Raw genomic sequence first — 23,869 nt, forward strand, 5'->3', positions numbered from 1 at the left:
ACACCAGCTTGCGCGCCGTCACCGACCAGGAGCACTGGGGCGTGCCGGACCGCTGGGACCTCGCCGAGGACGGCTCGGGCGATTGCGAGGACTTCCAGCTCCTCAAGCGCAAGCTGCTGGCCCAGGCCGGCCTGCCCCGCCGGGCGATGCGGATGACCGTCGTCATCGACGAGAAGGGCGAGGGCCACGCCGTACTGATGCTGCGCACCGACCGCGGCGACTTCGTCCTCGACAACAAGACCAGTGCCGTGCTCCCCTGGCACAGGACCGGCTACACCTACATCAAGCGCGAATCCCAGGACGCCACCGCCTGGGTGTCCCTCGGCGGCGCCACCGCCCCGACCGTCACCGCGAACCGCTGAGCCGGCGAATCACCGAAAAATCTGCGTCTCGAATTGGAACCAAAGTGCGGCGAGACCGTTTACCAGGGTTTAAATTTTTCGGTTGAGCCCCGCCCGGCCCCGTGGCAGCTTGGATGCAAGAACCAAGCTCAACGAAGCGATGGGGCAATGCGGGCAGTGATGGACGGCCTGGGCCGGGCGAGCCACGTCGATTTTCGGATCGACCGCCAGGGCCTCCTGATGCGCGGCGCCCGTGCGGCGCAGCTGGGACTTCTCGGCGCTCTGCTGCTGGTCGGCGGTGCAACCACCCAGGGGCAGACGCAGACCCTCGCGGCCCTGCCGGATGCCAGCGCGGCGATCGAGCGCGGCGGTTCGGCCAAGCCCGTCAGTGCCTGGAACGACTTCTGCGCCCGCTATCCGGCGGAATGCGCCGTCGACCTCAAGGAGCCGACGACGCTGACGATGACACCGGCCCTGTGGCGCACGCTCACGGCCGTCAACCGCCGCGTCAACGGCCGCATCCGCCCGGTGATCGACCAGGACCATTGGGGCGTGGTCGACCGCTGGGACTTCCCCGACGACGGCATGGGCGATTGCGAGGATTATCAGCTTCTCAAGCGCCGCATGCTGGTCGAGCGCGGCCTCGCCCGCCGGGCCCTGCGCATGACCGTGGTCATCGACGAGATCGGCGAGGGCCACGCCGTCCTGATGGTCCGCACCGACCGGGGCGACTACATCCTCGACAACAAGACCAACGCGATCCTGCCCTGGCAGCGCACCGGCTACACCTACGTGAAGCGAGAGGGCCAGGACGGCCTCGCCTGGGTGGCGCTGAACGGGATCGCCTCTCCGATCACCACCGCGAACCGATAAGGCGTCCTGCTCCGCGCCGTCAGCTCCGACGCAGCACATCCTCGGCGACCCGGCCCCAGCCCGCCTGGATCTTGCGGATATGGGCGGGCGCGCGACGCAGGCGATCCAGGATCTCCTGCGCGGTGCGACGGCCTTCCTCGATGCGTCCCGTATCGGCCATCAGCGCCGCGAGCCGGGCCCGGGCCTCGTAGCTGTGACGGTGTTGCGAGATCGCCTCGAAGGCATCGAGCGCCTCGTCGGTCCGGCCGAGCGCCGCGAGCGCCCGGGCGTAGGCCATGTGCCCACGGGCGCTCGCGAGATCGGGCTCCCGCGCCTTCAGCGCCTCGAGCCCCGCCAGCGCCGCGTCGGGCCGACCGAGCTCCAGGTCGGCCTCGACGAGGCCGAGATGAAAGACAGGCTCGTCGCCGTTCGGGCGCCGGACGATCTCGTCGTACTGCTCCCAGGCCTCCTGCCACTTGCCGAGGACGGCGCATTCCTCGGCCAGGCGCGCCCGGTTAACGACGGTGTCGGCATCGATGAGCCGGTCACGCAGGACCCGGTAGGTCTTCTCCGGGTTCACGCGCTGCGCGATGGCGCGCTGCGTCCTCTGCCCGCGCGGTGAGCCGAGGAGTTCCGGCAGCACCTCGACGAGGAGATAGGCGACGCCGCCCAGAGGCGGCAGCATGATGATGATCCAGCCCCAGGGCGAGAACCGCCCGGTCTTGGCGGCGTGCACCGCAAGACCGACGGTGAAGCACAGGGCGAGGACGGCGATCGGCATCGTGCGCATCCCTGACGAGGTCTGCGGACGAATAAAGAGCGACCTTCCCTAGGGTCAATAGGTCGATCCCCGGCCGATCGTCAGGCGCCCGCGAACAAGTGGGCGAGGTCGAGCACGACCCGGCCCGAGACCAGGCTCCAGCCGCAGGCCAGCATCGTCGCCAGCATCACGAACGGGATCGGGCGCCCCTCGATCCGCCGGCCGCGCACGGTGTTGCGCAGGATGATGAACGGTGCCCCGAAGGCGATGAGCGGCAGCGAGGCCAACGCCACGAGCCCGCCCTTCGCCAGGAGCCCGAAGCTCGCCCGGCGCGCCGTCGCCCATTCGAAGGCGCTCGCCAGCAGGCCCGCGAAAGCGAGGCCGAGCACCAGCGTCTGGAGGTTCTCGAGGGCAGAGGGCGAAAGGTTCATTGATCGTTAAATCCCCGGCGGCGCATTCGTCCCACCCTGCGCCAGTCGCGATTTTTGGTTATGGTTAATATTCAGTTATCCACAGATCTCTTCGCCATGTGCCGCTGCGGGACTTGCTCCGACATCGCGCTCGTGATGCGCAAAAATCGGGGCTAGCCGGCCCCGGCGGTAAGGGGCCGTTAAGGACGCAAGCCGAACGTTCGCGGATGCCCCCTCTCGGGGGCAGGGACTCGAACGAATGCGGAGGCGGGCGCCATGCGGTCGGCACTGAGCGCCCCGGCGGGACTGGACCGGGCGGGACTTGATCGGACAAGACTTGACCAGGATATCGTGCGCCCGGGACGCTTGCGGGTATCCGGGCGCGGATCGCCTCGGGCCGCCCCGCCGCTCCTCGTCCCGCTCGACCGGCGGTTTATGCTGGGAGGCGCCCTCGGTCTCCTCGGCGCCCTCGCCCTTACGGGACTCGCGGCGACCTGGCTCGCCCGGCCGCCGAAGCCCGCCGGCCCGGTGGTCGTCGGCACGCTCGCGCCGCGGCCGGTCGTGCTGCCGGCGGCGTGGTTCGTGCGGCCCGCCGCCGGGACTGACGGCGGCCGCATCGACCTGGCGATTCCGTGGAGCGAGCTGACCGGCAGCGCCCTGCCCGGCCTGATGCGGGTCACGGCGACACGCGCGCCCGAGACCGAGTCCCCGCTGAGCCCGGCCCGGCGCTACGCCCGCTTTCTCACCGCCGAGGCGCAGCCCCTGCCCGAGGGCCTGATGCGCCGGCGCTTCCGCGCCGGAACGCCGTTCGAGGGCGAAGACCTATACCTCGCCGAGGGCGAGGGCGGCCGGTTCGCGGCCCGCTGCACCACCGGCCCGAGTCCCGAGCCGGAGGCTGCCTGCCTCAGCGAGGTGCGGATCGGCGCGCTGAGCCTGCGCCTGCGCTTCTCGCCCGAACGGCTGCCGGCCTGGAGCGCCGGCCTCGCCGGGCTTGAGCGGTTGTTCGGCTCCGAGCCCTGAGCAGCCGTCGGGGATTGCTCGTAGGACGACTACTCGTCGAGGTCGGTGTCGAGGATCGCCATCGAGAAGTTAAACGAGCGGTCCCCGTCCTCATCGTCCACCGACAGGACCCCGACGAATTCCTCGCCGATATAGACCTCGGCCGAATCCGTCTTCTTGGGACGGGCGACGAGACGGATGTTGTGGTTCGCAAAGGTCCGGCGAAGGTAGCCTTCGACCTTCGTCATCTCGGTCTTGTTCACGCTGGCCTCTTCAGCTGCTTGCAGTCGGCGTCCGCGCCCGGAGCGATCCGGCGCGGCTGCGTTCCGTCTCGATCGAGGATCCCGAGCCGCGGGCCGGGCTCGGGACACGACAACGCCCCCTCCCCGCCGGGCGTGCCGCGGGGCGGTCCGGGGGCGGTTGAGCCCCGCCTTGCCACGCCGGGGCCGGGCGGGCAAGGCGGCGCGGCGATGCCCCGGTCAGATCCCGTCCATCAGGTGGATGAACTGGTCCATCGCTCGGGCCGGATCGGAGCAGCCGGCCGAGCCGACGACGCGGGCGGGCACGCCCACCACGGTGGTGCAGGGCGGCACCGCCTGGAGCACCACCGATCCGGCGGCGACCCGGGCCCTGGCGCCGACCTCGATGTTGCCGAGGATCTTGGCGCCGGCGCCAATCATCACGCCCTGGCGGATCTTCGGGTGCCGGTCGCCGCCCTGCTTGCCGGTGCCGCCGAGCGTCACGTCGTGCAGCATCGAGACCTCGTCCTCGATCACCGCCGTCGAGCCGACGACGAGGCCGGTGGCGTGGTCGAGGAAGATGCCGCGGCCGATCCGCGCCGCCGGGTGGATGTCGGTCTGGAAGACCTCGGAGGACCGGCTCTGGAGGTAGAGCGCGAGGTCGCGCCGGCCGCGGGTCCAGAGCCAGTGGCTCAGGCGGTGGGCCTGGATGGCGTGGAAGCCCTTGAAGTACAGGACCGGCTCGATCGCCCGGCCGGCGGCCGGGTCGCGGTCGATCACCGCGCCGATATCGGCCCGGAACGCCTGGCCGATCGTCGGATCGTCCGCCACCGCCTCGCCGAAGCTCTGGGCGATCAGGTCGGCGGTGAGCGCAGGGTGGCCGAGCCGCGAGGCGACCCGGTGGGCCACCGCCGATTCGAGGGTGGCGTGATTGAGCACGCTGGCGAACAGGAACGAGGCGAGGCGCGGCTCGTCGCGCATCACCGTCTCGGCCTCCTGGCGCAGCCGCCGCCAGACCGGGTCGACGGTACCGGCGATCGGATCTGCGGCGGGGACGGCGGGGCTGGACGACAACGGACTTCTCCACGGCTGCCGGAGGGGGCGACGGTTTCCCGCGCGCGCCGCTCCGATGCGCGACGATCTTCTCCAAAGATAGCCTGGAGCGGCCGGATCGGTCCATCAACCCCCTGCGACGCAAGGCGCGCCCCGCGTCGCGCGACAGTCGGCCCTTGCGGATCAGTGCGTGGAATCGCCGTCGAGGAGGGCGGCGAGCCGTTCCGCGATCCGCGCCCGGGCGGCGGCCGGGACGGCACCAGGGGCCTCCGACTCGATCAGGGCCGCGATCGCGTCGCGGCTCGGACTGCTGCCGCGCGAGGCCTGCAGCAGGGCGTCGAGCGTCGCGAGGTCGCCCCGCCAGGGCGCATCGTCGGCGAGGGGAACGGCGCGCGCGCCGGCCCGGTCCGGGACCACATGGAGCATCGTCGGTCTCCCTCGTCGGCGGGCGGGACGCGTGTCGATGCGCCTGGCTGCCCGGATAGCCGCTCCGACGAAACTTCAGGATCCCGCCGCTTCGCGATGTGCTCCGGCGCACGGGGCGACCGCCGCGGCGTCCTCGTCCACGGGCGGTCGCGCCCCGCCTCAGCCCGCGTCGCTCGCCCCCAGGCCCTGCTCGTGCGGATCCGTCACCGCGTCCGGGATCGGGCTGCGAGCCTTCGGGGTGACCTCCAGGGCGGTCAGCGCCAGCGGATCGAGGCCGTGGTCGCCGTCCGCGCAATAGGTGACGAGCTGCTCGCGCATGCGCGGGGTCCAGAACGCCACGATGTGCTTGTGGATTCCCGCCACCGCCTCGTCCTCCGGGTAGGATCGGAAGAAGGCGGCGATCTGGTTCGCCATGCGGACGAGCTTTTCTGCGGGATCGGCGGCACTCATCGATGAACACTCACGCTTTCGTCAGGCGCTCGGGAGCGGTGAACAGGGTGACGGTGTCGTGGCGGGCGATCGCCGCCAGGGTGAGGCCGTGGAGCGCGGCGCGCTCGACGGCGAGCGAGGTCGGGGCCGAGATCGCCACCAGGATCGCGGCGCCGAAGCTCGCCGCCTTCTCGACCATCTCGAACGAGCAGCGGCTGGTGATGACGAGGAAGCCCACGGCCGGATCGGTGCCCGCCCGCAGGAGCGCCCCGATCAGCTTGTCGAGGGCGTTGTGCCGCCCGACATCCTCGCGCACCGCGAGGACGGCGCCGTCGCGGTCGGCCCATGCGGCGGCGTGGACCGCCCGGGTCTCGCGGCCGAGCACCTGGAGGTCGTCGAGGGCCTGGAGCGCCCGCTCGACCGCCGACAGAGAGACCGTGACGCCGTTCGCCGCGCGTCGCTCGGAGCGGGGAATGTCCTTGAGGTCGTCGATGCCGCAGACGCCGCAGCCGGTGCGGCCCGACAGCGCCCGCTTGCGGGCGAGATGCTCGCGCAGCCGCCCGGGGGCGAGGTCGACGACGAGGCGCAGGCCCCCCTCGCCTTCCTCGACCGCGGCGCCGCGGATCTCGTCGGCCTGCGCCACGATGCCCTCGGTGAGGCTGAAACCGTAGGCGAAGTCCTCGAGATCGGCCGGCGTCGTCATCATGACGGCGTAGGGCACATCGCCGTAGATCACGTTCACCGGCATCTCGACGGCGAGCGGGCGCTCCCCGTCCCGCTCCTCGCCGCGCCCGTAGGCGACGACGCGGGTCGGGACGGGTGCGCTCGTCGCGACGCCGCTACTCGGCGGCATCGAGGGTTTGGGCGATGCGGGTGAGGGAGATGTCTTCCTCATAGAACCGGGCCTGCCAATCGGAGGGCCGGTTCGTACGCCGCACCTGCACCGCCGTCACCTTGTATTCCGGGCAATTGGTGGCCCAGTCCGAATAATCGGTGGTGATGACGTTGGCGCCGGTCTTGGCATGGTGGAACGTGGTGTAGACCACGCCGGGCTGCATCCGCTCCGTGACCCGGGCCTTCAGCGCGATGTCGCCCGATCGGCTCTCGAGGCTGATGAGGTCGCCGTCGACGATGCCGCGGCTCTCCGCGTCGAAGGGGTGGATCTCCAGCACGTCCTCGGGGTGCCACAGCGAGTTCGCGGTGCGCCGGGTCTGCGCCCCGACATTGTACTGCGACAGGATGCGGCCGGTGGTGAGGATGAGCGGGAACTTGCGCGTCGTGCGCTCGTCGGAGGCCACGAACTCGGTGAGCATGAACCGGCCGAGGCCCCGCACGAAGCGGTCCACGTGCATCATCGGCGTGCCCTGCGGCGCCTTGTCGTTGCAGGGCCACTGGATCGAGCCGAGCTCTTCCAGCTTGGCGTAGGACACGCCGGCGAAGCTCGGGGTGAGCGACGCGATCTCGTCCATGATCTGCGAGGGATGCGTGTAGTCCATCCGGTAGCCGAGCGCGTTGGCGAGGAGCACCGTGCCCTCCCAGTCGCCGTAGCCGCCCATCGGCGCCATCACCTGGCGCACCCGGCTGATCCGCCGCTCCGCGTTGGTGAAGGTGCCGTCCTTCTCCAGGAACGAGGCGCCCGGCAGGAAGACGTGGGCGTATTTCGCCGTCTCGTTCAGGAACAGGTCCTGGACGACGATGCATTCCATCGCCCTGAGGCCGGCGGTGACGTGGTGCGTGTCGGGGTCGGACTGGGCGATGTCCTCGCCCTGGATGTAGAGGCCCTTGAACGTGCCGGCGACGGCCTCGTCCAGCATGTTGGTGATGCGCAGGCCCGGATTCGGCGACAGCTCGGCGCCCCACAGGGCCTCGAAGGTCTCGCGGGTGGCGTCGTCCGAGACGTGGCGGTAGCCGGTGAGCTCGTGGGGGAACGAGCCCATGTCGCAGGAGCCCTGGACGTTGTTCTGGCCCCGCAGCGGGTTCACGCCGGCGCCCGGCTTGCCGATGTTGCCGGTGGCCATGGCGAGGTTCGCCATGCCCATCACCATGGTCGAGCCCTGGCTGTGCTCGGTGACGCCGAGCCCGTAATAGATCGCCGCCGCGCCGCCCTTGGCGTAGAGCCGGGCGGCCGCCCGCACCTCGGCCGGGTCGCAGCCGGTCAGCTCCTGCACCGCTTCCGGCGCGTGGCGCTCGTCGGCGATGAAGCGAGCCCAGATCTCGAAGTCCTTGAGGTCGCAGCGCTCGCGGACATAGGCCTCGTCGATCAGCCCCTCGGTGACGACGACGTGGGCCAGCGCGTTGACGAGAGCGACGTTGGAGCCCGGCTTCACCGGCAGGTGATGGGTCGCCTTGATGTGGGGCGACTTGACGAGGTCGATCCGGCGCGGATCGGCGACGATGAGCTTGGCGCCCTGGCGCAGGCGCTTCTTCATCCGCGAGCCGAAGACCGGGTGGCCGTCGGTCGGGTTGGCGCCGATCACCAGGATCACGTCGGCATCCTCGACCGACTTGAAGTCCTGGGTGCCGGCCGAGGTGCCGAGCGTCGACATCAGGCCGTAGCCGGTCGGCGAGTGGCAGACCCGGGCACAGGTATCGACATTGTTGTTGCCGAACGCCGCACGCACCAGCTTCTGGACGAGGTAGGCCTCCTCGTTGGTGCAGCGCGACGAGGTGATGCCGCCGACCGAATCACGCCCGTACTGGGCCTGGATGCGCTTGAACGCGGAGGCCGCGTGCTGGATCGCTTCTTCCCAGGACACCTCGCGCCAGGGATCGGTGATACGCTCGCGCACCATCGGCTTGGTGATGCGGTCCTTGTGCGTGGCGTAGCCGTAGGCGAAGCGGCCCTTGACGCAGGAATGGCCCTCGTTGGCCTTGCCGTCCTTGTAGGGCACCATGCGCACGATACGGTCGCCCTGCATCTCGGCCTTGAACGAGCAGCCGACGCCGCAATAGGCGCAGGTCGTGACCTTCGCGTGCTCGGGCTGGCCCATCGCGATGACGGACTTCTCCTGCAGCGTCGCCGTCGGGCAGGCCTGCACGCAGGCGCCGCAGGACACGCATTCGGAGTTGAAGAAGTCGGTCGGCCCGGCCGCCACCCGCGAATCGAAGCCGCGCCCGGCGATGGTGAGCGCGAAGGTGCCCTGCACCTCCTCGCAGGCCCGGACGCAGCGGTTGCAGACGATGCACTTCGACGGATCGTAGGCGAAGTACGGGTTCGACTCGTCCTTCGGGAGATACAGCTCGGAATTCTTCGAGACGTGGTTGGCGCCGTCGTAGCCGTAGCGCACCTCGCGCAGGCCCACCGTGCCGGCCTGGGTCTGGAGCTCGCAATCGCCGTTGGCCGAGCAGGTCAGGCAGTCGAGCGGGTGGTCGGAGATGTAGAGCTCCATCACCCCCTTGCGCAGCCGCGCGAGCTTGTCGCTCTGGGTGTGCACCACCATGCCGCTCTCGGCGGGCGTCGTGCAGGAGGCCGGGGTGCCGCGCCGCCCGTCGATCTCGACGAGACAGAGGCGGCAGGAGCCGAAGGGCTCGAGCGAGTCGGTGGCGCAGAGCTTCGGGATCTGCGTCCCGGCATGCATCGCCGCCGCCATCACCGAGGTGCCGGCAGGCACCGTCACGCTCTGGCCGTCGATCGTCAGCGTCACCGACTGGTCGGAGACGCGGATCGGGGTGCCGTAGTCGATTTCCTTGATGAGGGCCATCGGACGCGTCCTCACTCGGCAGCCAGCGGCAGCTTGGCGCCGCGGCCGGAAAAATCTTCCGGGAAATGGGTGAGTGCGCTCATCACCGGGACGGGCGTGAGCCCGCCCATGGCGCAGAGCGAACCGTCGGTCATGACCTCGCAGAGGTCGGTGACGAGGGCGAGGTTTTCGCGGGGCGACTCGCCGGCGATCACCTTGTCGATCGTCTCCAGCCCACGCACCGCGCCGATCCGGCAGGGCGTGCACTTGCCGCACGACTCGGCGGCGCAGAACTCGAAGGCGAAGCGGGCCTGGCGCGCGAGGTCCACGGTGTCGTCGAACACCACGATGCCGCCATGGCCGAGAAGGCCCTTCTTCGCCGCGAAGGCCTCGTAGTCGAGCGGCGTGTCGAGGAGGCTTTCCGGGAAATAGGCCCCGAGCGGCCCGCCGACCTGCACGGCGCGCAGCGGCCGGCCGGACGCGGTCCCGCCGCCGAACTCCTCGATCACCTCGCGGAGCGTCAGCCCGAAGGCGGTCTCGATCAATCCGCCGCGCTTCACGTTGCCGGCGAGCTGGATCGGCAGGGTACCGAGCGAGCGGCCCATGCCGTAGGCGGCATAAGCGGGACCGCCATGCTCCAGGATCCACGGGACGGCGGCGAAGGACAGCACGTTGTTGACGAGCGTCGGCTGGCCGAACAGGCCCTTGAGCGCGGGGATCGGGGGCTTGGCCCGCACGAGCCCGCGCTTGCCCTCCAGGCTCTCGAGCAGCGAGGTCTCCTCGCCGCAGATATAGGCGCCGGCCCCGAGCCGCGCTTCGAGGTGGAAGGCGTGACCCGAGCCCATCACGTCGGCGCCGAGATAGCCGGCGCGCTCGGCCGCCGCGATGGCGGTCTCCAGCGCCGCGAAGGCGTGGGGATATTCCGATCGGCAGTAGATGTAGCCGCGGGTGGCGCCGACCGCGACGGCCGCGATCGTCATGCCCTCGATCAGCGTGAGCGGATCGCCCTCCATCAGCATCCGGTCGGCGAAGGTGCCGGAATCGCCCTCGTCGGCGTTGCAGACCACGTATTTCTGCGGCGCTTGCGCCAGCATCACCGTGTTCCACTTGATGCCGGTCGGGAAGCCGGCGCCGCCGCGGCCGCGCAGGCCCGAGGCCTTCACCGCCTCGACGGTGCCGGCCGGACCGGCCTTCAGTGCGGCTTCCAGGCCGCGATAGCCGCCATGGGCCCGGTAGGCCTCGACCGAGGCCGGATCGATCACGCCGCAGCGGCCGAAGGTCAGGCGCTGCTGGCGGGCGAAATAGGGCTGGTCCTCCGGCCGGCCGATGCGCAGGCGATGGGCCCCGCCCTGCACCAGGCCGGCATCGAGCAGGGATTCGACGTCGCCGGGCCGCACCGGGCCGTAGGCGATGCGCCCCTCCGGCGTCTCGACCTCGAGCATCGGCTCGAGCCACAGCATGCCGCGCGAGCCGGTGCGGACCAGCGTCACGTCGAGGCCGCGGGCCTGCGCCGAGCGCTGGAGCGCCCCGGCGACGCGGTCGGCGCCGAGCGCGAGGCTGGCGGCGTCCTTGGGCAGATAGAGGGTGATGCTCATGCCGCCCGCTCCGTCAGGACGCCCGCCAGGGCGTCGAGGTCGAGCCGGCCGACCGGCTCGCCGTCGACCAGCGCCGCCGGTCCGCAGGCGCAGAGCCCGAGGCAGAAGACCGGCTCGACCGTCACCTGCCCGTCCCGGGTAGTGCCGTGCCACGCGACGTCGTAGCGGCGCAGGATGTCGTCATGCAGGGCGTCGGCCCCCATCGCCTGGCAGGCCTCGGCCCGGCACAGCTTGACGGTGTGGCGGCCGGCCGGCGCGCTGCGGAAGTCGTGGTAGAAGGTGATGCAGCCGTGGACCTCGGCCCGCGACAGGTTCAGCGCCTCGGCGATCAGCGGGACCGCCGCGCCGTCGACGTAGCCGAACGTCTCCTGGAGCGCGTGCAGGATCGGCAGGGTCGCGCCCTCGCGGTGGGCGTGTTCGGCGATGATCCCGGTCGCCCGGTCGGCGTCCCAGGGTTCGTATCCCGGCATGGTTTCCAGCCCAGATCGTTGTCGTTCTAATCTCCAACCTGACCACCGGTGGTGGCGGAATCAATCGCGCGGTTCGGTGATGCGACAACGAATTTTTGTCGAAACCGCGCGCGGCGACGCATTTTCATTGAGCGAACGCGCGGCCAGGGGGCGCAGCCAAGGATCGGTGCCGCGACACTCAAGCCACTGACAGACAGGGCCTTTTTTCGGGAGTTGGCGACATCGTATGGGACGCCCGCCGAAGACCTTACAGGGCGGCCACCTCGGCGGCCAGCTCCGGGGCGATCGCCCGCGCCTCGGCGAGGAACGCGGCGATCAGCGGGGTCATCGGATCGCGCTCGGGCACGACGAGGCCGATCGTGTGGCTCACGTCGGGATCGGTGATCGGCACGGCGCGGACCCGCTCGGTGAGCCGGAAGGTCTCGGCCAGCGCCGCCGGCATGATGCTCGCCCACTTGGCGGTGCGCACGTGGGTGACGAGCACGATCATCGAGTTCGACTCGAGCAGCGGCGCGGGCTCGGCGCCGGCGGCGCGCAGGTGGCGGTCGATGATGCGGCGGTTCTGCATCGCCGGGGTGAGCAGGCAGAGCGGGATGCGCCCGACCTCGGCCCAGGTCACGCTGGCGCGCCCGCCATAGATCCCGTCGGCCGCGGTGAGCAGCCGGTAATGCTCGCGGTAGAGCGGCAGCGCCGTCACCCGCCCCAGCGGCTCGTCCTCGATGTAGGTGAGGCCGGCATCGAGCTCTAGGTTGGCGATCTGCCGGACGATCTCGTGCGAGGTCGAGGACTGCACCGAGAAGCGCACCGCCGGGTGGCGGGCGCGGAACGGGGTGGTCAGGGCCGCGACCATCGGGGTCGCGGTCGGCACGGCCGCCATCCTGAGCGTGCCCGAGAGGCCGCGGCGGAGCGCGGCCACCTCCTGGCGCATGGCGCGGGCATCGCCGACGATGCGCCGCGCCCAGTCGAGCACCCGCTCGCCCTCCGGCGTGAAGCCCTGGAACCGCGAGCCGCGTTGCACGAGAAGCACACCCAGGCGCTCCTCGAGCTGCTTGACCCCCGCCGACAGGGTCTGCTGCGACACCCCGCAGGCCTGGGCGGCGCGGCCGAAATGCTGCTCGCGCGCGAGCGCCAGGATGAACTCGAGACGATCGATCATCGAAGAATCGCAATTCGGTCGGGCGTGCCGGCAGGGTACGGGAGCGGGTCCGGACGGGCGCGGCGGGATCGCGCACGCTTTTGCGGAATCATTCGAGCATCACGACGAATGTCCAGTGCCGACACGCGAATTCCCGGCGCCGATGCGACGCCAACGCCGTTGCGCTTGCGGCGGCATTGTGGTGAGAGACGGCAACCGGGTCTCGGCCGGTTTCCGGCCGCAGGGCAGCGGGCCGGCATCGCGCGGCCGAAGCGAGGACGGCGCTCCGCCCCGCGGGCAGCCGTTGCCGGCAGACAGCCTGTTGGGGAGCATCGAGGGCACCATGGGGATGGCGAGGGCGCAGATACGGCCGGCGACGGTCCGGAGCTTCGGGGGACGCGCCGCGGCGCTGGCGGCGACCGGGCTCCTCGGGTCCGCGGCGGCCGCCGAGGCGGCCGGGACCGGCCAGCCGGTGCCGTGGCAGATGGACCTGCAGCGGCCGGTGACCGAGGTGGCGACGGAAATCTACAATTTCCACCACCTCCTGAACTGGATCATGCTCGCCGTCGTCCTGTTCGTGCTCGCGCTGCTGATCGCGGTGGTGGTCAAGTTCAACGAGAAGAAGAACCCGACCCCGTCGCGCACCACCCACAACACGATGCTCGAGGTCGCCTGGACGATCGTCCCGGTGCTGATCCTGGTGGCGATCGCGATCCCGTCGTTCCGGGTGCTGCGCACGCAGCTCTCCGACCCGAAGGCCGACCTGATGGTCAAGGTCATCGGCCACGCCTGGTACTGGTCCTACGAGTACCCGGAGGATGTCGGCGGCTTCAAGTTCGACGCCAACCTGCTGGAGGGCGACGACCAGGTGAAGTCCGGCCAGCCCAAGCTGCTCGCGACCGACAACGAGATGGTCGTGCCGGTGAACAAGATCGTGAAGATCCAGGTCACCGCCGCCGACGTGATGCATTCCTGGGCGATGCCGTCCTTCGGCTTCAAGATCGACGCCGTCCCGGGCCGCCTCAACCAGTTCTGGTTCAAGGCCGACCGCGAGGGCACCTATCACGGCCAGTGCTCCGAGCTGTGCGGCCAGCGCCACGCCTACATGCCGATCACCGTGAAGGTGGTGAGCGACCAGGCCTTCCAGGCCTGGACCGCCGAGGCCAAGACCAAGTTCGCCCGCACCGACGGCGGCGCCAAGTTCGCGGACGCCAACCGCTAGGCGCCGCGGGCGCGCGGCCGACGCGCGCCGACCTCATGACGCGGGGCGCCGCCGGCGGCGCGCCCCGCACCTTCCGACAGACCGACCGAGACATACCTCGAAGAGGCTGACCATGGCTCAAGCCGTCACGGCAGGGCACGACCACGCCCACGACCACGACCATACCCCACCGTTCTTCCAGCGCTGGTTCAACTCGACCAACCACAAGGACATCGGCACGCTCTACCTGCTGTTCGCCTTCTCGGCGGGCATCGTCGGCGCGTTCCTGTCCTTCGGCATCCGGATGGAGATGGAGGCCCCCGGGCTCCAGTACTTCTCCAACCCGCAGACCTACAACGTGTTCGTGACCGGACACGGCCTCATCATGGTGTTCTTCATGGTGATGCCGGCGCTGATCGGCGGCTTCGGCAACTGGTTCGTGCCGCTGATGATCGGGGCGCCCGACATGGCGTTCCCGCGCATGAACAACATCTCGTTCTGGCTGACGGTCGCGGGCTTCATGAGCCTCGTCTGCTCGCTGTTCGTCGAGGGCGCGCCCGGCGCCGTCGGCGCCGGCACCGGCTGGACCGTCTACCCGCCGCTGTCCTCCGCCGGCCATCCCGGCCCGGCCGTCGACTTCGCGATCTTCGCCCTGCACCTGTCGGGTGCCGGCTCGATCCTCGGCGCCATCAACTTCATCACCACCATCCTGAACATGCGCGCGCCGGGCATGACCCTGCACAAGATGCCGCTGTTCGCCTGGTCGATGCTGGTGACCGCGTTCCTGCTGCTGCTGTCGCTCCCGGTTCTCGCCGGCGCGATCACCATGCTGCTGACCGACCGCAACTTCGGCACGACCTTCTTCGACCCGGCCGGCGGCGGCGACCCGATCCTGTACCAGCACCTGTTCTGGTTCTTCGGTCACCCCGAAGTCTACATCATGATCCTGCCGGCCTTCGGCATCGTCTCGCACATCATCTCGACCTTCTCCCGCAAGCCGGTCTTCGGCTACCTGGCGATGGCCTACGCGATGGTGGCGATCGGCGTCGTCGGCTTCGTGGTGTGGGCCCACCACATGTACACCGTGGGCCTCACCCTCCAGACCCAGTCCTACTTCGTGTTCGCCACCATGGTGATCGCGGTCCCCACCGGCGTGAAGATCTTCTCCTGGATCGCCACGATGTGGGGTGGCTCGATCCGCTTCACCGCCGCCATGCACTGGGCCGTCGGCTTCGTGTTCCTGTTCACCGTCGGCGGCGTCACCGGCGTGATCCTGGCCAACGCCGCCGTCGACCGCTACCTGCACGACACCTACTACGTCGTCGCGCACTTCCACTACGTGCTGTCGCTCGGCGCGGTGTTCATCATCTTCGCCGGCGTCTACTACTGGTTCCCGAAGATGACCGGCCGCATCATCCCCGAGTGGGCCGGCAAGCTGCACTTCTGGCTCGCCTTCATCGGCGCCAACGTGCTGTTCTTCCCGATGCACTTCCTCGGCCTCGCTGGCATGCCGCGTCGCTATGCCGACTACCCGGAGGCCTTCGCGGGCTGGCATTGGGTGGCGACCATGGGCGGCCACATCTTCGCGCTCGGCATGGTGGTGTTCGTCATCGGTGTGGTGCTCGCCTTCCGCTCCAAGGAGCGGGCTGCGGACAACCCGTGGGGCGAGGGTGCCACCACCCTCGAGTGGACCCTGACCTCGCCCCCGCCCTTCCACCAGTACGAGACCCTGCCGGTGATCGTGGACGAGCCGTCCCACGCCCACTGACGATCGAGAGGGGGCCGCCCGCGCGCGGCCCCCGCTCCTTCCCCGAGCGCCCCCTCGGGCGCTCCGGCGAGGAGCGCGACACCTTCAGCAACCCCTTCACACGATGGCCGCGACACCCAGCATGACCACCCTGTCGAACAGCGCGATCTCCGACCGTCCCTTCGTCGAGGCGAACAGCTCCGGCGGCGAGGTCGCGGACTACTTCGCGCTCCTGAAGCCCCGGGTGATGGCGCTGGTGATCTTCACCGCCCTCGTCGGCATGACGGTGTCGCCCTCGCACGTGAACCCGGTGATCGGGGCGATCTCGCTCCTGATGATCGCTGTCGGGGCCGGCGCCTCGGGCTGTCTCAACATGTGGTGGGACGCCGACATCGACGCGGTGATGACCCGCACCCGCACCCGCCCGATCCCGGCCGGCCGGATCCAGCCCGGCGAGGCCCTGTCCTTCGGGCTGACCCTGTCGGTCGGCTCGGTGCTGGTGCTGGGGCTCGCGGCCAACTGGCTGTCGGCGGGGCTGCTTGCCTTCACCATCGTGTTCTACGCCGTCATCTACTCGATGTGGCTGAAGCGCTCGACCGCGCAGAACATCGTGATCGGGGGCGCGGCCGGTGCCCTGCCGCCGATGATCGGCCAGGCCGTCGTCACCGGCTCGATCGGGATCGAGGGCACAGTCCTGTTCCTGATCATCTTCATCTGGACCCCGCCGCATTTCTGGGCGCTGGCGCTGGTCAAGGCCGGCGAGTACGCCCGCGCCGGCATCCCGATGATGCCGAACACCGCCGGCCCCGATTCGACCCGCCGCCAGATCCTCGCCTACTCGGTGCTGCTGGCGCCGCTCGGGCTCGCCCCGGTCTTCCTCGGCTTCGGCGGCCTGCTCTACGGTCTCGTCGGCCTCGTCGGCGGGCTGGCCATGATCGGCCTCAGCGTGCAGGTGCTGCACCGGCGCGAGGGCGAGGCGGCCAACAAGGCGGCGATGAGCCTGTTCGGCTTCTCGATCCTCTACCTGTTCCTGCTCTTCTCCGCCCTCCTGGCGGAGCAGGGCCTCGGGCTGTTCCGGCCGGTCCTCGGCTGAAGCGCCCTCCCCTCAGGTCGACCCGGTGATGAGCACGGTGCCCCAGCAACTGACCCCCGAAGAGATCCAGCGCCGGCGCAAGCGCTCCGTCGCCATCGCGATGGTGCTCGCCGCCCTGGTGCTGATCTTCTACGTGCTGACGATCGCCAAGCTCGGCCCCCAGGTCCTCAACCGGCCGCTGTGACGCGAGGAGGCGACCCGTCATGACCGATCCGCGCACCCGCCAGCGGCAGTCCCGCGCCACGGCCCTCGCCTGCCTGGGCATCGTGGCCGGCATGACGGCGCTCGCCTTCGCGTTCGTGCCGCTCTACGACCTGTTCTGCAAGGCGACCGGCTTCGACGGCACGCCCCGCACCGGCGCCTCGCGCACCGGGCCGGTGAGCGAGGACCGGATGGTGGTCCACTTCGACACCAACGTCGCGCCCGGCCTGTCCTGGCGCTTCCAGTCCGAGACCCCGCGGGTCGAGGCCCAGCTCGGCGCCACCCAGACGGTGTTCTTCCGCGTCACCAACACCGGCACCGTGCCGAGCACCGGCATCGCGACCTTCAACCTGCAGCCGGCGCTGACCGGCAGCTACTTCGTCAAGGTGCAGTGCTTCTGCTTCAACGAGCAGACGCTGAAGCCCGGCGAGACCATGGACTTCCCGGTGGTGTTCTACGTCGAGCCCGGCATCAAGGCCGATTCGAACACCCGCGACCTCACCGAGATGACCCTGTCCTACACCTACTTCGCGTCGAAGAACGGGCAGCCGCAGGCCGCGCTCGCGACGCCGGCGGGGATCAAGGCCAATTGACGAGGTGACAACCGCGCCGGGGCGGCTTTAAAGCGTGACCATGCGAGGCCGGCGGCGGAACGCCGGCAGCCGGTCCGCCCCGCGCGAGAACGAGATCCACGGCCGGCGCGGGGCGCGACCGGTCCGAGACGATAGGCAGGAGACCCGACACGATGGCCGAGGCGCACGGGAAGCACCACGACTACCACCTCGTCAATCCGAGCCCGTGGCCGCTCGTCGGCTCGATGAGCGGCTTCGTGATGACGTCGGGCGCCGTCTTGTGGATGAAGAGCCTGACCATCGCGAACCTCGCGGTCGGGCCCTACGTCTTCTTCGCCGGCCTGATCGGCATCCTCTACACCATGCTCAGCTGGTGGCGGGACGTCGCCCACGAGGCCAATACCGGCGATCACACCCGCGTGGTGCAGCTCTCGCACCGCTACGGCATGATCATGTTCATCGCCTCCGAGGTGATGTTCTTCGTCGCCTGGTTCTGGGCCTATTTCGAGGCCGCGCTCTACACTTCCGACCCGATCCAGGCCTCGCGCGTCGAGTTCACCGGGGGCCTGTGGCCGCCGAAGGGCGTCGAGGCGTTCGATCCCTGGCACCTGCCGCTGCTCAACACCCTGATCCTGCTCACCTCGGGCACCACGATCACCTGGGCGCACCATGCCCTGCTGAACAACGACCGCAAGGGCATGAAGTACGGCCTCTGGCTGACCATCGCGCTCGGCGTGCTGTTCTCCTTCGTCCAGGCCTACGAGTACGGCCACGCCCATTTCGGCTTCTCGGGCAGCATCTACTCGGCCACCTTCTTCATGGCGACCGGCTTCCACGGCGCCCACGTCATCATCGGCACGATCTTCCTCGCGGTCTGCCTGTATCGCCTCTACCTCGGCCAGTTCACCGCCAAGCAGCACCTCGGCTTCGAGTTCGCCGCCTGGTACTGGCACTTCGTCGACGTGGTGTGGCTGTTCCTGTTCGCCGCCATCTACGTCTGGGGCTCGGGCGTCGGTCACGCCGCCGCGCATTGATCTGGGACGCATCCGCGTCGGGAACATGAGAGGGCGGCGCAAGCCGCCCTTTTTCTTATGGCGGGCAGGGCCCAGATCGGGTCCGACGCGCCGACCGCCTCGAGGAGCAGGGCCATGGAATCCAACCGCACCGTCGATTCACCGGCGACCGTGGGCCTGCGCGGCCGCTGCCCGCGCTGCGGCGAGGGGCACCTGTTCAAGGGCTACCTGAGCTTCCGCCCGTCCTGCGAGGTCTGCGGCCTCGATTACCGCTTCATCGATTCCGCCGACGGGCCGGCCTTCTTCGTCATGTCGATCGTCGGCATCGTGGTGGTGGCGCTCGCCATGTGGGTCGAGTTCGCCTACGAGCCGCCGATGTGGGTCCACGCCGCGCTCTGGGCGCCGCTCTCGATCATCCTCAGCCTGGTCCTGGTCCGCCCGCTCAAGGGCATGATGGCGGCGCTGCAATACTCCAACAAGGCCGCGGAGGGGCGCTTCCGGTGACGGCACCCGCCCCCGGGCCCGGCGCGGCGGAGCGGCGCACGGCCCTGCGCGACCTCGTGGCGCCGGCGCTCGCGAGCCTCGTCTGCCTCGGCATCCTGGTCGGGCTCGGGGTGTGGCAGCTCGAGCGCAAGGCCTGGAAGGAGGCCCTGATCGACCGGATCGTCGCCCGCTCGCGGATCGACCCGCCCGCCCCCCTGCCGGCCTTCGACGCCTTCGATCCGGCCCGGGACGAGTTCGAGCGGGTGCGCGCCGCCGGCCGCTTCCTCCACGACAAGGAGACGCTGGTCCACGGCCTGGCCCCCGGCGACACGCCGGGACGCGCGCTCCAGGGCTACTACGTGATCACGCCCCTGCGCCTCGACGACGGCCGCACGGTGCTCATCAACCGCGGCTTCGTCCCGACCGAGCTCAAGGAGGTCGCGCGCCGCGCCGCCGGGCAGGTCGGGGGCGAGACCACCGTCACCGGCATGCTGCGCCAGAGCGAGGCGCGGGCGATGTTCGTGCCCGCCCCCAACCCGCAGACCGGCGAGTGGTTCAACCGCGACGTGCCGGGCATCGCCGCCGCCAAGGGGCTCGCCACGACGGGCCCGTCGGGCGTCGCCCCCTACCTGATCGAGGCCGACCAGACGCCCAATCCCGGCGGCTGGCCGAAAGGCGGGCAGCTGCGGGTCGACCTGCCGAACAACCATCTGCAATACGCCTTCACCTGGTTCGGCCTCGCGCTCTGCCTCGTCGGCGTCTTCACCGCCTTCGCCCTGCGGCGGCTGCGCGGCGAGGCGAGCGAGGAGACCGGGGAGAACCCCGCTTCCGCGGCCGCGACCCCGCCCCGTCCTTAAAACAGCCGCGTTGTCGATGTCCGGCTGGGTCAAGTCCGGTTCAGGCCGCCGGGCGCTTCCTGCCCCCGGCCCTCCCCGGCTCTCTGGTCATCGATGAACGCGATCCTCATCAAGCTGTTCGCCACGGCCCTGACGCTGAGCCAGGTCACCACCCGGCCGGACGCGATCCGCACGCAGTTCGATCCGGCCAAGGACGGGCCGGAGGTGGTGCGGTTCCTGCGCGATGGCTGCGCCCACATGCGCAAGGCCTTCGACATCGAGGACATCAACCTCGACGACCTGATCTCGACCGCGATGGAGGACCCGAAGGCGGTCGCCGGCGAGTCGAAGCTCCTGCACGGCCTCGACATCGGCGAGCTCAACACGAGCTACAAGCAGTTCTGCAAGGGCGAGAATCCGGCGAACTCGCCCTTCGTGGCGCGGGACGTGATCGAGTTCTACAACAAGGCGGTCACCGACCTGCCGGACGCCAATTCCCTCAAGACCCTCCGGCTGCCCGGCGCCACCACGATCCTCGACGAGCGCGGCAAGCGCTTCTCCGAGACGTTCGAGCCGAACGGCCGGCGCATCGCGGTGCCGATCGGCGAGGTCCCGCCGCTGGTCCAGAAGGCGTTCATCGCGGCCGAGGACAAGCGCTTCCTCACCCATCACGGTATCGACGAGCGCGGGGTGATCCGCGCCTTCATCGGCAACCTCGCCTCGCCGGGCCGGCCCCAGGGCGGCTCGACCATCACCCAGCAAGTGGTGAAGAACCTCTCGGTCGGCGACGACGTCACCTACGAGCGCAAGATCCGCGAGATGATCGTCGCGGCCCGGGCCGAGCGGGTGATGACGAAGCCCGAGATCCTCGGCCTCTACCTCAATGGGATCTATCTCGGCCGCGGCGCCTACGGCGTCGAGATGGCTTCCCGCAGCTATTTCGGCAAGTCGGTCAAGGATTTGAACGTCGCCGAGGCGGCGCTCCTCGGCGGCATGCCGAAGGGTCCGAACTTCTACAACCCGGACCGCTACCCCGAGCGGGCCCGCGAGCGCCGCGCCTACGTCCTCACCCGGATGAAGGAGGAGGGCGCGATCACGGAAGCGGAGATGAACGCGGCTCTCGCCGCACCCCTCGGCCTCGCGCCCTTGGAGCGCCTGCGCCAGGATGCCGGCTTCCACTTCGTCGACCATCTGACCCGCGAGGCGCGCACGCTGGCCGGCCTCGATTCGCTGACCGCCGGTGCCTACACGGTGCGGTCCACCCTCAATGCCGGCCTCCAGGAGGCGACCGAGGGCATCCTGCAGGAGAGCCTGTCGCGCTACGAGGCCTCCACGGGCCGCGCCCGCTACGAGGGGCCGGAGGCCAACCTCGCCGACGCGGTGCGCCGCATCGAGGCCGCCGCGCCCGCCCCCGAGCCGGCCCCCGCCCCCGCGCCCGAGCCGGCGCCGAAGGGCAAGAAGCAGGCGAAGGCGGCAAAGCCCGCCGGCCCGAAGCCGGCCTGGCAGCGGGCGCTCGAGACCGCGCGCCTGCCGCTCTACGACGTGCACTGGCCGGCGGCCGTGGTGCTCTCCACCGGCGGCCAGGGCGGCGTCCGCGTCGGCCTCGCCGACGGGCGCGTCGCGAGCCTGAACCCGGGTGCCGCCCGCGGCCGGCTCTCTCCCTACGACGTGGTGCGGGTCAAGCTCTCCGAGGGCAAGGGCGCTCCCCGCGCCGACCTGCGCATCCGCCCGCAGGTCCAGGGCGCGGTGCTGGTCATGGAGAACCGCACCGGGCGCATCCTCGCCATGGCGGGCGGCTTTTCCTACCCGTTGAGCCAGCTCAACCGGGTGACCCAGAGCGTGCGCCAGCCCGGCTCGACGCTGAAGCCCGTCACCTACCTCGCCGCGCTGAACGCCGGCCTGCAGCCCAACACCCTGGTGATGGATGCCCGCGTGACCCTGCCGCCGATCGGCGGGGTCGGCGATTCGTGGTCGCCGAAGAACTACGAAGGCGGCGGCTCCGGCCCCACCACCCTGCGGCGCGGCCTCGAACACTCGAAGAACCTCGTCACCGCCCAGCTCCTCAAGGGCGGCATCGCCGAGAAGGCGCCGGCGAGCCTGCAGAAGGTCTGCGACATCGCGCTCGACGCCCAGCTCTACGCCGAGTGCGAGCGCTACTACCCGTTCGTGCTCGGCGCCCAGCCGGTGCGGATGATCGATCTGGCGGCCTTCTACGCGGCGATCGCCAACGAGGGCCAGCGCCCCTCGCCCTACGGGCTCGAGAGCGTGACGCAGGGCGAGAAGGTGCTCTACCAGCACGCCGACCGGCCGCTCGCCCGCATCGGCGCGGCCGACCGGGTGGCGTTCTACCAGCTGAAGAGCCTGCTCCAGGGCGTGACCCAGCGCGGCACCGCGGCGGCGCTCGCCCGGTTCTCGCCCTTCGTCGCCGGCAAGACCGGCACCTCGGAGGACGAGAACGACGCCTGGTTCTCCGGCTTCACCAACGAGATCACCATCGTGGCCTGGGTCGGCTACGACAACGCCGACGGCAGGCGCCGCACGCTCGGCCGCGGCCAGACCGGCGGCCATCTCGGGGTACCGATCTTCGCCCAGGTGCTCCAGGCCGCCTGGGCCAACGGGGTCGCCAAGACCCCGCTCTCGGGCCCGAGCCCGGAGGCCAAGCCCCTGATCGCCGATGCGGCGATCGACCTGCGCTCGGGCAACCGGGTGTCGGGGGGCGGCTTCATCGAGCATTTCCGCCTCTCGGTCGACGGGCGCCTCGCCGATACCCGCTTCCGTCTGGTGCCGCAGGAGCAGATCTACGCGATGCGGCCGGACAGCGACCAGGACGGCGACGCGTTGGAGGGCGGGCCGCCGGGCGAGAACCCGGGCCGCGCCCCCGACGAGGCGCCGGATTCCGACCGGTTCGACCCGTTCGGCAGCCTGTTCGGCCGGCCCGAGCCGCGCCCCTATGCCCGCCGGGCCCAGCCGATCCAGCCGCCCGACCCGGTCTGGCCCGGCGCCCGCAGCCGCTCGCCCTTTGGCGACGACGACGAGTACGTCCGCCGGCCGCGCCGGCGCGATCCCGACTACCCGTTCGGCGACGACCCGACCTACTGACCCTCAGGACAGGACTTTTCCCGTGCGTGACAGCCTCACGGCGCGCCTGCGCCCCGTTCCGCTCGTGCTCGCCGCCGCGCTCGCGGCCTCCCCGGCCCTCGCCGAGTACCGCACCAAGGACGTGCCGGCGGTGACGGGCCTCGATCCGGCGACGATCGCCCCGAACACGATCGCGTTCACCGATCACCGCGACAACCCGGCGAGCCCGGAGAGCGGCCTCGTGCCGTTCACCGAGTGGGGCAAGCGCAGCCCGGCCCAGAAGGCCCTGCTCTCCCCCCACCCGGCCTACGCCGAGCCGGATTACGTCCAGACCGTGAACGGGGTGGCCAAGCCCCGCCACGAGGCGCTGAAGGTCTACGTGGCGGAGGCCCGGTTCGTCGTGCCGCGCCCGGCCGACCGGATCGACCTCAAGCGCTTCGCCACGATCCCGTTCGTGTCGCGGATGGACCCGGCGATCAAGCACAAGCCCCTCAGCCCCGCGGACGCCACCCCGACCAAGGACCCGGCCGCCGCCTTCGCCCGCCGGCCGGACCGGCCGTGGTGCGAGGCGCCCGACACGACCTGCATCGAGTCCCGCTACGACCTCGAGGGCAAGCTGCCGCTCGGCGTGAAGCTCGCCAACAAGCTCGAGGACGGGGGCAAGAAGATCGCCGAGTTCGTCTCGTTCCAGAGCGAGCTGCGGGTGCTGCCGCCCGACGAGGCGGCCAAGCTCGTCCAGCTCACCAGGATCGAGGCGCCGGTGGCCGGCGCGATGGAGCAGAACATCTTCTGGGTCAACCAGATCCTGCGCTTCGGCAAGTTCCTGGCGGTGATGCAGCCGGTGGCGGGTGATCCGAACAAGACGGCGGTGACCGCCTACATGACGCTCGGCATCAAGGCCGACGTGCTCGACCGCAAGAAGGAGTACGAGCGCGTGCCGGTGCTGCGCAACCTGCTGCCCGCCCAGGTGCTGATGGGCAATTCTTCGTTCAACACCGGCACCTCGATCAGCGCCGGCCTGCCGACCTACGCCCGCAACCGGATCGCGGCCTTCGCCGACGCGCTGGCGAAGGAGTGATCGGGCCCGTCGATCCGTGCTGCGTAGCGGTCCGGATCGACGGCGGGTGACGGCGCCTGTCGGATCGGCGCTACCGTCGACGTCCGGACCTTGGAGGTCGACGGGCTGCCCGCTACCGGCGGCGGGAGCAGTGCCGCGAAGCGGCTCGAATGGCCGGCACGAACGTCGGCAAAGCCGC

24 protein-coding genes are annotated in these 23,869 nt (G+C 70.3%); 13 read left to right on the forward strand and 11 right to left on the reverse strand.

From position 1 onward, the window contains the following. Window positions 1-362: transglutaminase-like cysteine peptidase (locus tag V3T34_RS26255; protein WP_305078530.1), on the forward strand; the 362-nt coding region annotated here is incomplete at its 5' end. 147 nt (window positions 363-509) lie between these two features. Next, window positions 510-1,214, forward strand: a complete 705-nt coding sequence (locus V3T34_RS26260; protein ID WP_060850050.1) for a transglutaminase-like cysteine peptidase — start codon at window positions 510-512, stop codon at window positions 1,212-1,214. 19 nt (window positions 1,215-1,233) lie between these two features. Here V3T34_RS26260 and V3T34_RS26265 read toward each other — a convergent pair whose 3' ends face one another. Both V3T34_RS26265 and V3T34_RS26270 read right to left on the reverse strand, forming a co-directional pair. Next, the gene (locus V3T34_RS26265) at window positions 1,234-1,974 is read right to left on the reverse strand and encodes a tetratricopeptide repeat protein (RefSeq protein ID WP_305078531.1); all 741 of its coding nucleotides are present in this window, start codon (window positions 1,972-1,974) and stop codon (window positions 1,234-1,236) included. Between the two features lie 80 nt (window positions 1,975-2,054). Further along, complete coding sequence (locus tag V3T34_RS26270) at window positions 2,055-2,384, reverse strand: DUF6949 family protein (protein WP_060850048.1); 330 nt, start codon at window positions 2,382-2,384, stop codon at window positions 2,055-2,057. A 414-nt stretch (window positions 2,385-2,798) separates the two neighbouring features. Between V3T34_RS26270 and V3T34_RS26275 the strand changes: the two genes are divergently transcribed. Further along, window positions 2,799-3,383: a hypothetical protein gene (locus tag V3T34_RS26275; protein ID WP_305078532.1), complete on the forward strand. Its 585-nt coding sequence runs from the start codon at window positions 2,799-2,801 to the stop codon at window positions 3,381-3,383. A gap of 29 nt (window positions 3,384-3,412) precedes the next feature. Here the strand turns inward: V3T34_RS26275 and V3T34_RS26280 are convergent, their stop codons facing one another. The 9 genes from V3T34_RS26280 to V3T34_RS26320 all read right to left on the reverse strand — a co-directional run bounded on the left by V3T34_RS26280 (window position 3,413) and on the right by V3T34_RS26320 (window position 12,410). After that, window positions 3,413-3,610, reverse strand: coding sequence for a DUF3126 family protein (locus V3T34_RS26280; protein WP_210344710.1), 198 nt, complete (start codon window positions 3,608-3,610; stop codon window positions 3,413-3,415). 231 nt (window positions 3,611-3,841) lie between these two features. After that, window positions 3,842-4,675, reverse strand: a complete 834-nt coding sequence (gene cysE, locus V3T34_RS26285; RefSeq protein WP_060850046.1) for a serine O-acetyltransferase — start codon at window positions 4,673-4,675, stop codon at window positions 3,842-3,844. 162 nt (window positions 4,676-4,837) lie between these two features. After that, window positions 4,838-5,080, reverse strand: a complete 243-nt coding sequence (locus tag V3T34_RS26290; RefSeq protein WP_305078533.1) for a hypothetical protein — start codon at window positions 5,078-5,080, stop codon at window positions 4,838-4,840. A gap of 159 nt (window positions 5,081-5,239) precedes the next feature. After that, a complete protein-coding gene (locus V3T34_RS26295) occupies window positions 5,240-5,530 on the reverse strand; it encodes a formate dehydrogenase subunit delta (RefSeq protein ID WP_060850044.1) in 291 nt (96 codons plus the stop codon). A gap of 10 nt (window positions 5,531-5,540) precedes the next feature. Next, entirely contained in the window at window positions 5,541-6,362 is an 822-nt protein-coding gene (gene fdhD, locus V3T34_RS26300) for a formate dehydrogenase accessory sulfurtransferase FdhD (RefSeq protein ID WP_305078534.1), read from the reverse strand. Further along, the gene (gene fdhF, locus V3T34_RS26305) at window positions 6,349-9,210 is read right to left on the reverse strand and encodes a formate dehydrogenase subunit alpha (protein ID WP_305078535.1); all 2,862 of its coding nucleotides are present in this window, start codon (window positions 9,208-9,210) and stop codon (window positions 6,349-6,351) included. Before fdhF ends, fdhD begins: the two co-directional genes overlap by 14 nt. A gap of 11 nt (window positions 9,211-9,221) precedes the next feature. Beyond that, on the reverse strand, window positions 9,222-10,784 hold the full coding sequence (locus V3T34_RS26310) for a formate dehydrogenase beta subunit (RefSeq protein ID WP_091887708.1): 1,563 nt from the start codon (window positions 10,782-10,784) through the stop codon (window positions 9,222-9,224). After that, a complete protein-coding gene (locus tag V3T34_RS26315; protein ID WP_305078536.1) occupies window positions 10,781-11,254 on the reverse strand; it encodes a formate dehydrogenase subunit gamma in 474 nt (157 codons plus the stop codon). The genes V3T34_RS26310 and V3T34_RS26315 overlap by 4 nt, the downstream gene beginning before the upstream one ends. Before the next feature lie 247 nt (window positions 11,255-11,501). Continuing rightward, window positions 11,502-12,410, reverse strand: coding sequence for a LysR family transcriptional regulator (locus V3T34_RS26320; RefSeq protein ID WP_060850039.1), 909 nt, complete (start codon window positions 12,408-12,410; stop codon window positions 11,502-11,504). A 328-nt stretch (window positions 12,411-12,738) separates the two neighbouring features. Between V3T34_RS26320 and coxB the strand changes: the two genes are divergently transcribed. The 10 genes from coxB (at window position 12,739) to V3T34_RS26370 (ending at window position 23,691) form a co-directional block, all read left to right on the forward strand. Further along, the gene (gene coxB / locus V3T34_RS26325) at window positions 12,739-13,611 is read left to right on the forward strand and encodes a cytochrome c oxidase subunit II (protein ID WP_236013047.1); all 873 of its coding nucleotides are present in this window, start codon (window positions 12,739-12,741) and stop codon (window positions 13,609-13,611) included. Window positions 13,612-13,723: 112 nt separating this feature from the next. After that, window positions 13,724-15,358, forward strand: a complete 1,635-nt coding sequence (gene ctaD / locus V3T34_RS26330) for a cytochrome c oxidase subunit I (RefSeq protein WP_305078537.1) — start codon at window positions 13,724-13,726, stop codon at window positions 15,356-15,358. A 121-nt stretch (window positions 15,359-15,479) separates the two neighbouring features. Beyond that, the gene (locus V3T34_RS26335; RefSeq protein ID WP_305078538.1) at window positions 15,480-16,430 is read left to right on the forward strand and encodes a heme o synthase; all 951 of its coding nucleotides are present in this window, start codon (window positions 15,480-15,482) and stop codon (window positions 16,428-16,430) included. Between the two features lie 28 nt (window positions 16,431-16,458). Beyond that, window positions 16,459-16,614 (forward strand): hypothetical protein, encoded by a 156-nt coding sequence (locus V3T34_RS26340; protein WP_048428088.1) that lies wholly within the window; start codon window positions 16,459-16,461, stop codon window positions 16,612-16,614. 19 nt (window positions 16,615-16,633) lie between these two features. Beyond that, on the forward strand, window positions 16,634-17,224 hold the full coding sequence (locus V3T34_RS26345) for a cytochrome c oxidase assembly protein (RefSeq protein WP_091887714.1): 591 nt from the start codon (window positions 16,634-16,636) through the stop codon (window positions 17,222-17,224). A gap of 152 nt (window positions 17,225-17,376) precedes the next feature. Next, window positions 17,377-18,237 (forward strand): cytochrome c oxidase subunit 3, encoded by an 861-nt coding sequence (locus V3T34_RS26350; protein WP_060850034.1) that lies wholly within the window; start codon window positions 17,377-17,379, stop codon window positions 18,235-18,237. Window positions 18,238-18,351: 114 nt separating this feature from the next. Then, a complete protein-coding gene (locus V3T34_RS26355) occupies window positions 18,352-18,720 on the forward strand; it encodes a DUF983 domain-containing protein (protein WP_305078539.1) in 369 nt (122 codons plus the stop codon). Continuing rightward, on the forward strand, window positions 18,717-19,556 hold the full coding sequence (locus tag V3T34_RS26360) for an SURF1 family protein (RefSeq protein ID WP_305078540.1): 840 nt from the start codon (window positions 18,717-18,719) through the stop codon (window positions 19,554-19,556). Before V3T34_RS26355 ends, V3T34_RS26360 begins: the two co-directional genes overlap by 4 nt. A 93-nt stretch (window positions 19,557-19,649) precedes the next feature. Further along, complete coding sequence (locus tag V3T34_RS26365) at window positions 19,650-22,634, forward strand: penicillin-binding protein 1A (protein WP_305078541.1); 2,985 nt, start codon at window positions 19,650-19,652, stop codon at window positions 22,632-22,634. Window positions 22,635-22,656: 22 nt separating this feature from the next. Beyond that, window positions 22,657-23,691 (forward strand): hypothetical protein, encoded by a 1,035-nt coding sequence (locus V3T34_RS26370; RefSeq protein WP_091749421.1) that lies wholly within the window; start codon window positions 22,657-22,659, stop codon window positions 23,689-23,691. Window positions 23,692-23,869: the final 178 nt, after the last annotated feature.

This window comes from Methylobacterium ajmalii, assembly GCF_036448855.1.
GTDB lineage: Bacteria > Pseudomonadota > Alphaproteobacteria > Rhizobiales > Beijerinckiaceae > Methylobacterium > Methylobacterium ajmalii.

Bases quoted from the DNA above. Each gene is read 5' to 3' on its own strand.
- V3T34_RS26335 (WP_305078538.1), top strand. From the start codon at position 15,480: ATGACCACCCTGTCGAACAGCGCGATCTCCGACCGTCCCTTCGTCGAG.
- V3T34_RS26275 (WP_305078532.1), top strand. From the start codon at position 2,799: ATGCTGGGAGGCGCCCTCGGTCTCCTCGGCGCCCTCGCCCTTACGGGA.
- V3T34_RS26295 (WP_060850044.1), bottom strand. From the start codon at position 5,530: ATGAGTGCCGCCGATCCCGCAGAAAAGCTCGTCCGCATGGCGAACCAG.
- V3T34_RS26340 (WP_048428088.1), top strand. From the start codon at position 16,459: ATGAGCACGGTGCCCCAGCAACTGACCCCCGAAGAGATCCAGCGCCGG.
- V3T34_RS26270 (WP_060850048.1), bottom strand. From the start codon at position 2,384: ATGAACCTTTCGCCCTCTGCCCTCGAGAACCTCCAGACGCTGGTGCTC.
- fdhD (WP_305078534.1), bottom strand. From the start codon at position 6,362: ATGCCGCCGAGTAGCGGCGTCGCGACGAGCGCACCCGTCCCGACCCGC.
- V3T34_RS26345 (WP_091887714.1), top strand. From the start codon at position 16,634: ATGACCGATCCGCGCACCCGCCAGCGGCAGTCCCGCGCCACGGCCCTC.
- V3T34_RS26280 (WP_210344710.1), bottom strand. From the start codon at position 3,610: ATGACGAAGGTCGAAGGCTACCTTCGCCGGACCTTTGCGAACCACAAC.
- fdhF (WP_305078535.1), bottom strand. From the start codon at position 9,210: ATGGCCCTCATCAAGGAAATCGACTACGGCACCCCGATCCGCGTCTCC.
- V3T34_RS26365 (WP_305078541.1), top strand. From the start codon at position 19,650: ATGAACGCGATCCTCATCAAGCTGTTCGCCACGGCCCTGACGCTGAGC.
- V3T34_RS26310 (WP_091887708.1), bottom strand. From the start codon at position 10,784: ATGAGCATCACCCTCTATCTGCCCAAGGACGCCGCCAGCCTCGCGCTC.
- coxB (WP_236013047.1), top strand. From the start codon at position 12,739: ATGGCGAGGGCGCAGATACGGCCGGCGACGGTCCGGAGCTTCGGGGGA.
- V3T34_RS26265 (WP_305078531.1), bottom strand. From the start codon at position 1,974: ATGCCGATCGCCGTCCTCGCCCTGTGCTTCACCGTCGGTCTTGCGGTG.
- V3T34_RS26260 (WP_060850050.1), top strand. From the start codon at position 510: ATGCGGGCAGTGATGGACGGCCTGGGCCGGGCGAGCCACGTCGATTTT.
- V3T34_RS26290 (WP_305078533.1), bottom strand. From the start codon at position 5,080: ATGCTCCATGTGGTCCCGGACCGGGCCGGCGCGCGCGCCGTTCCCCTC.
- V3T34_RS26350 (WP_060850034.1), top strand. From the start codon at position 17,377: ATGGCCGAGGCGCACGGGAAGCACCACGACTACCACCTCGTCAATCCG.
- V3T34_RS26320 (WP_060850039.1), bottom strand. From the start codon at position 12,410: ATGATCGATCGTCTCGAGTTCATCCTGGCGCTCGCGCGCGAGCAGCAT.
- V3T34_RS26355 (WP_305078539.1), top strand. From the start codon at position 18,352: ATGGAATCCAACCGCACCGTCGATTCACCGGCGACCGTGGGCCTGCGC.
- ctaD (WP_305078537.1), top strand. From the start codon at position 13,724: ATGGCTCAAGCCGTCACGGCAGGGCACGACCACGCCCACGACCACGAC.
- V3T34_RS26315 (WP_305078536.1), bottom strand. From the start codon at position 11,254: ATGCCGGGATACGAACCCTGGGACGCCGACCGGGCGACCGGGATCATC.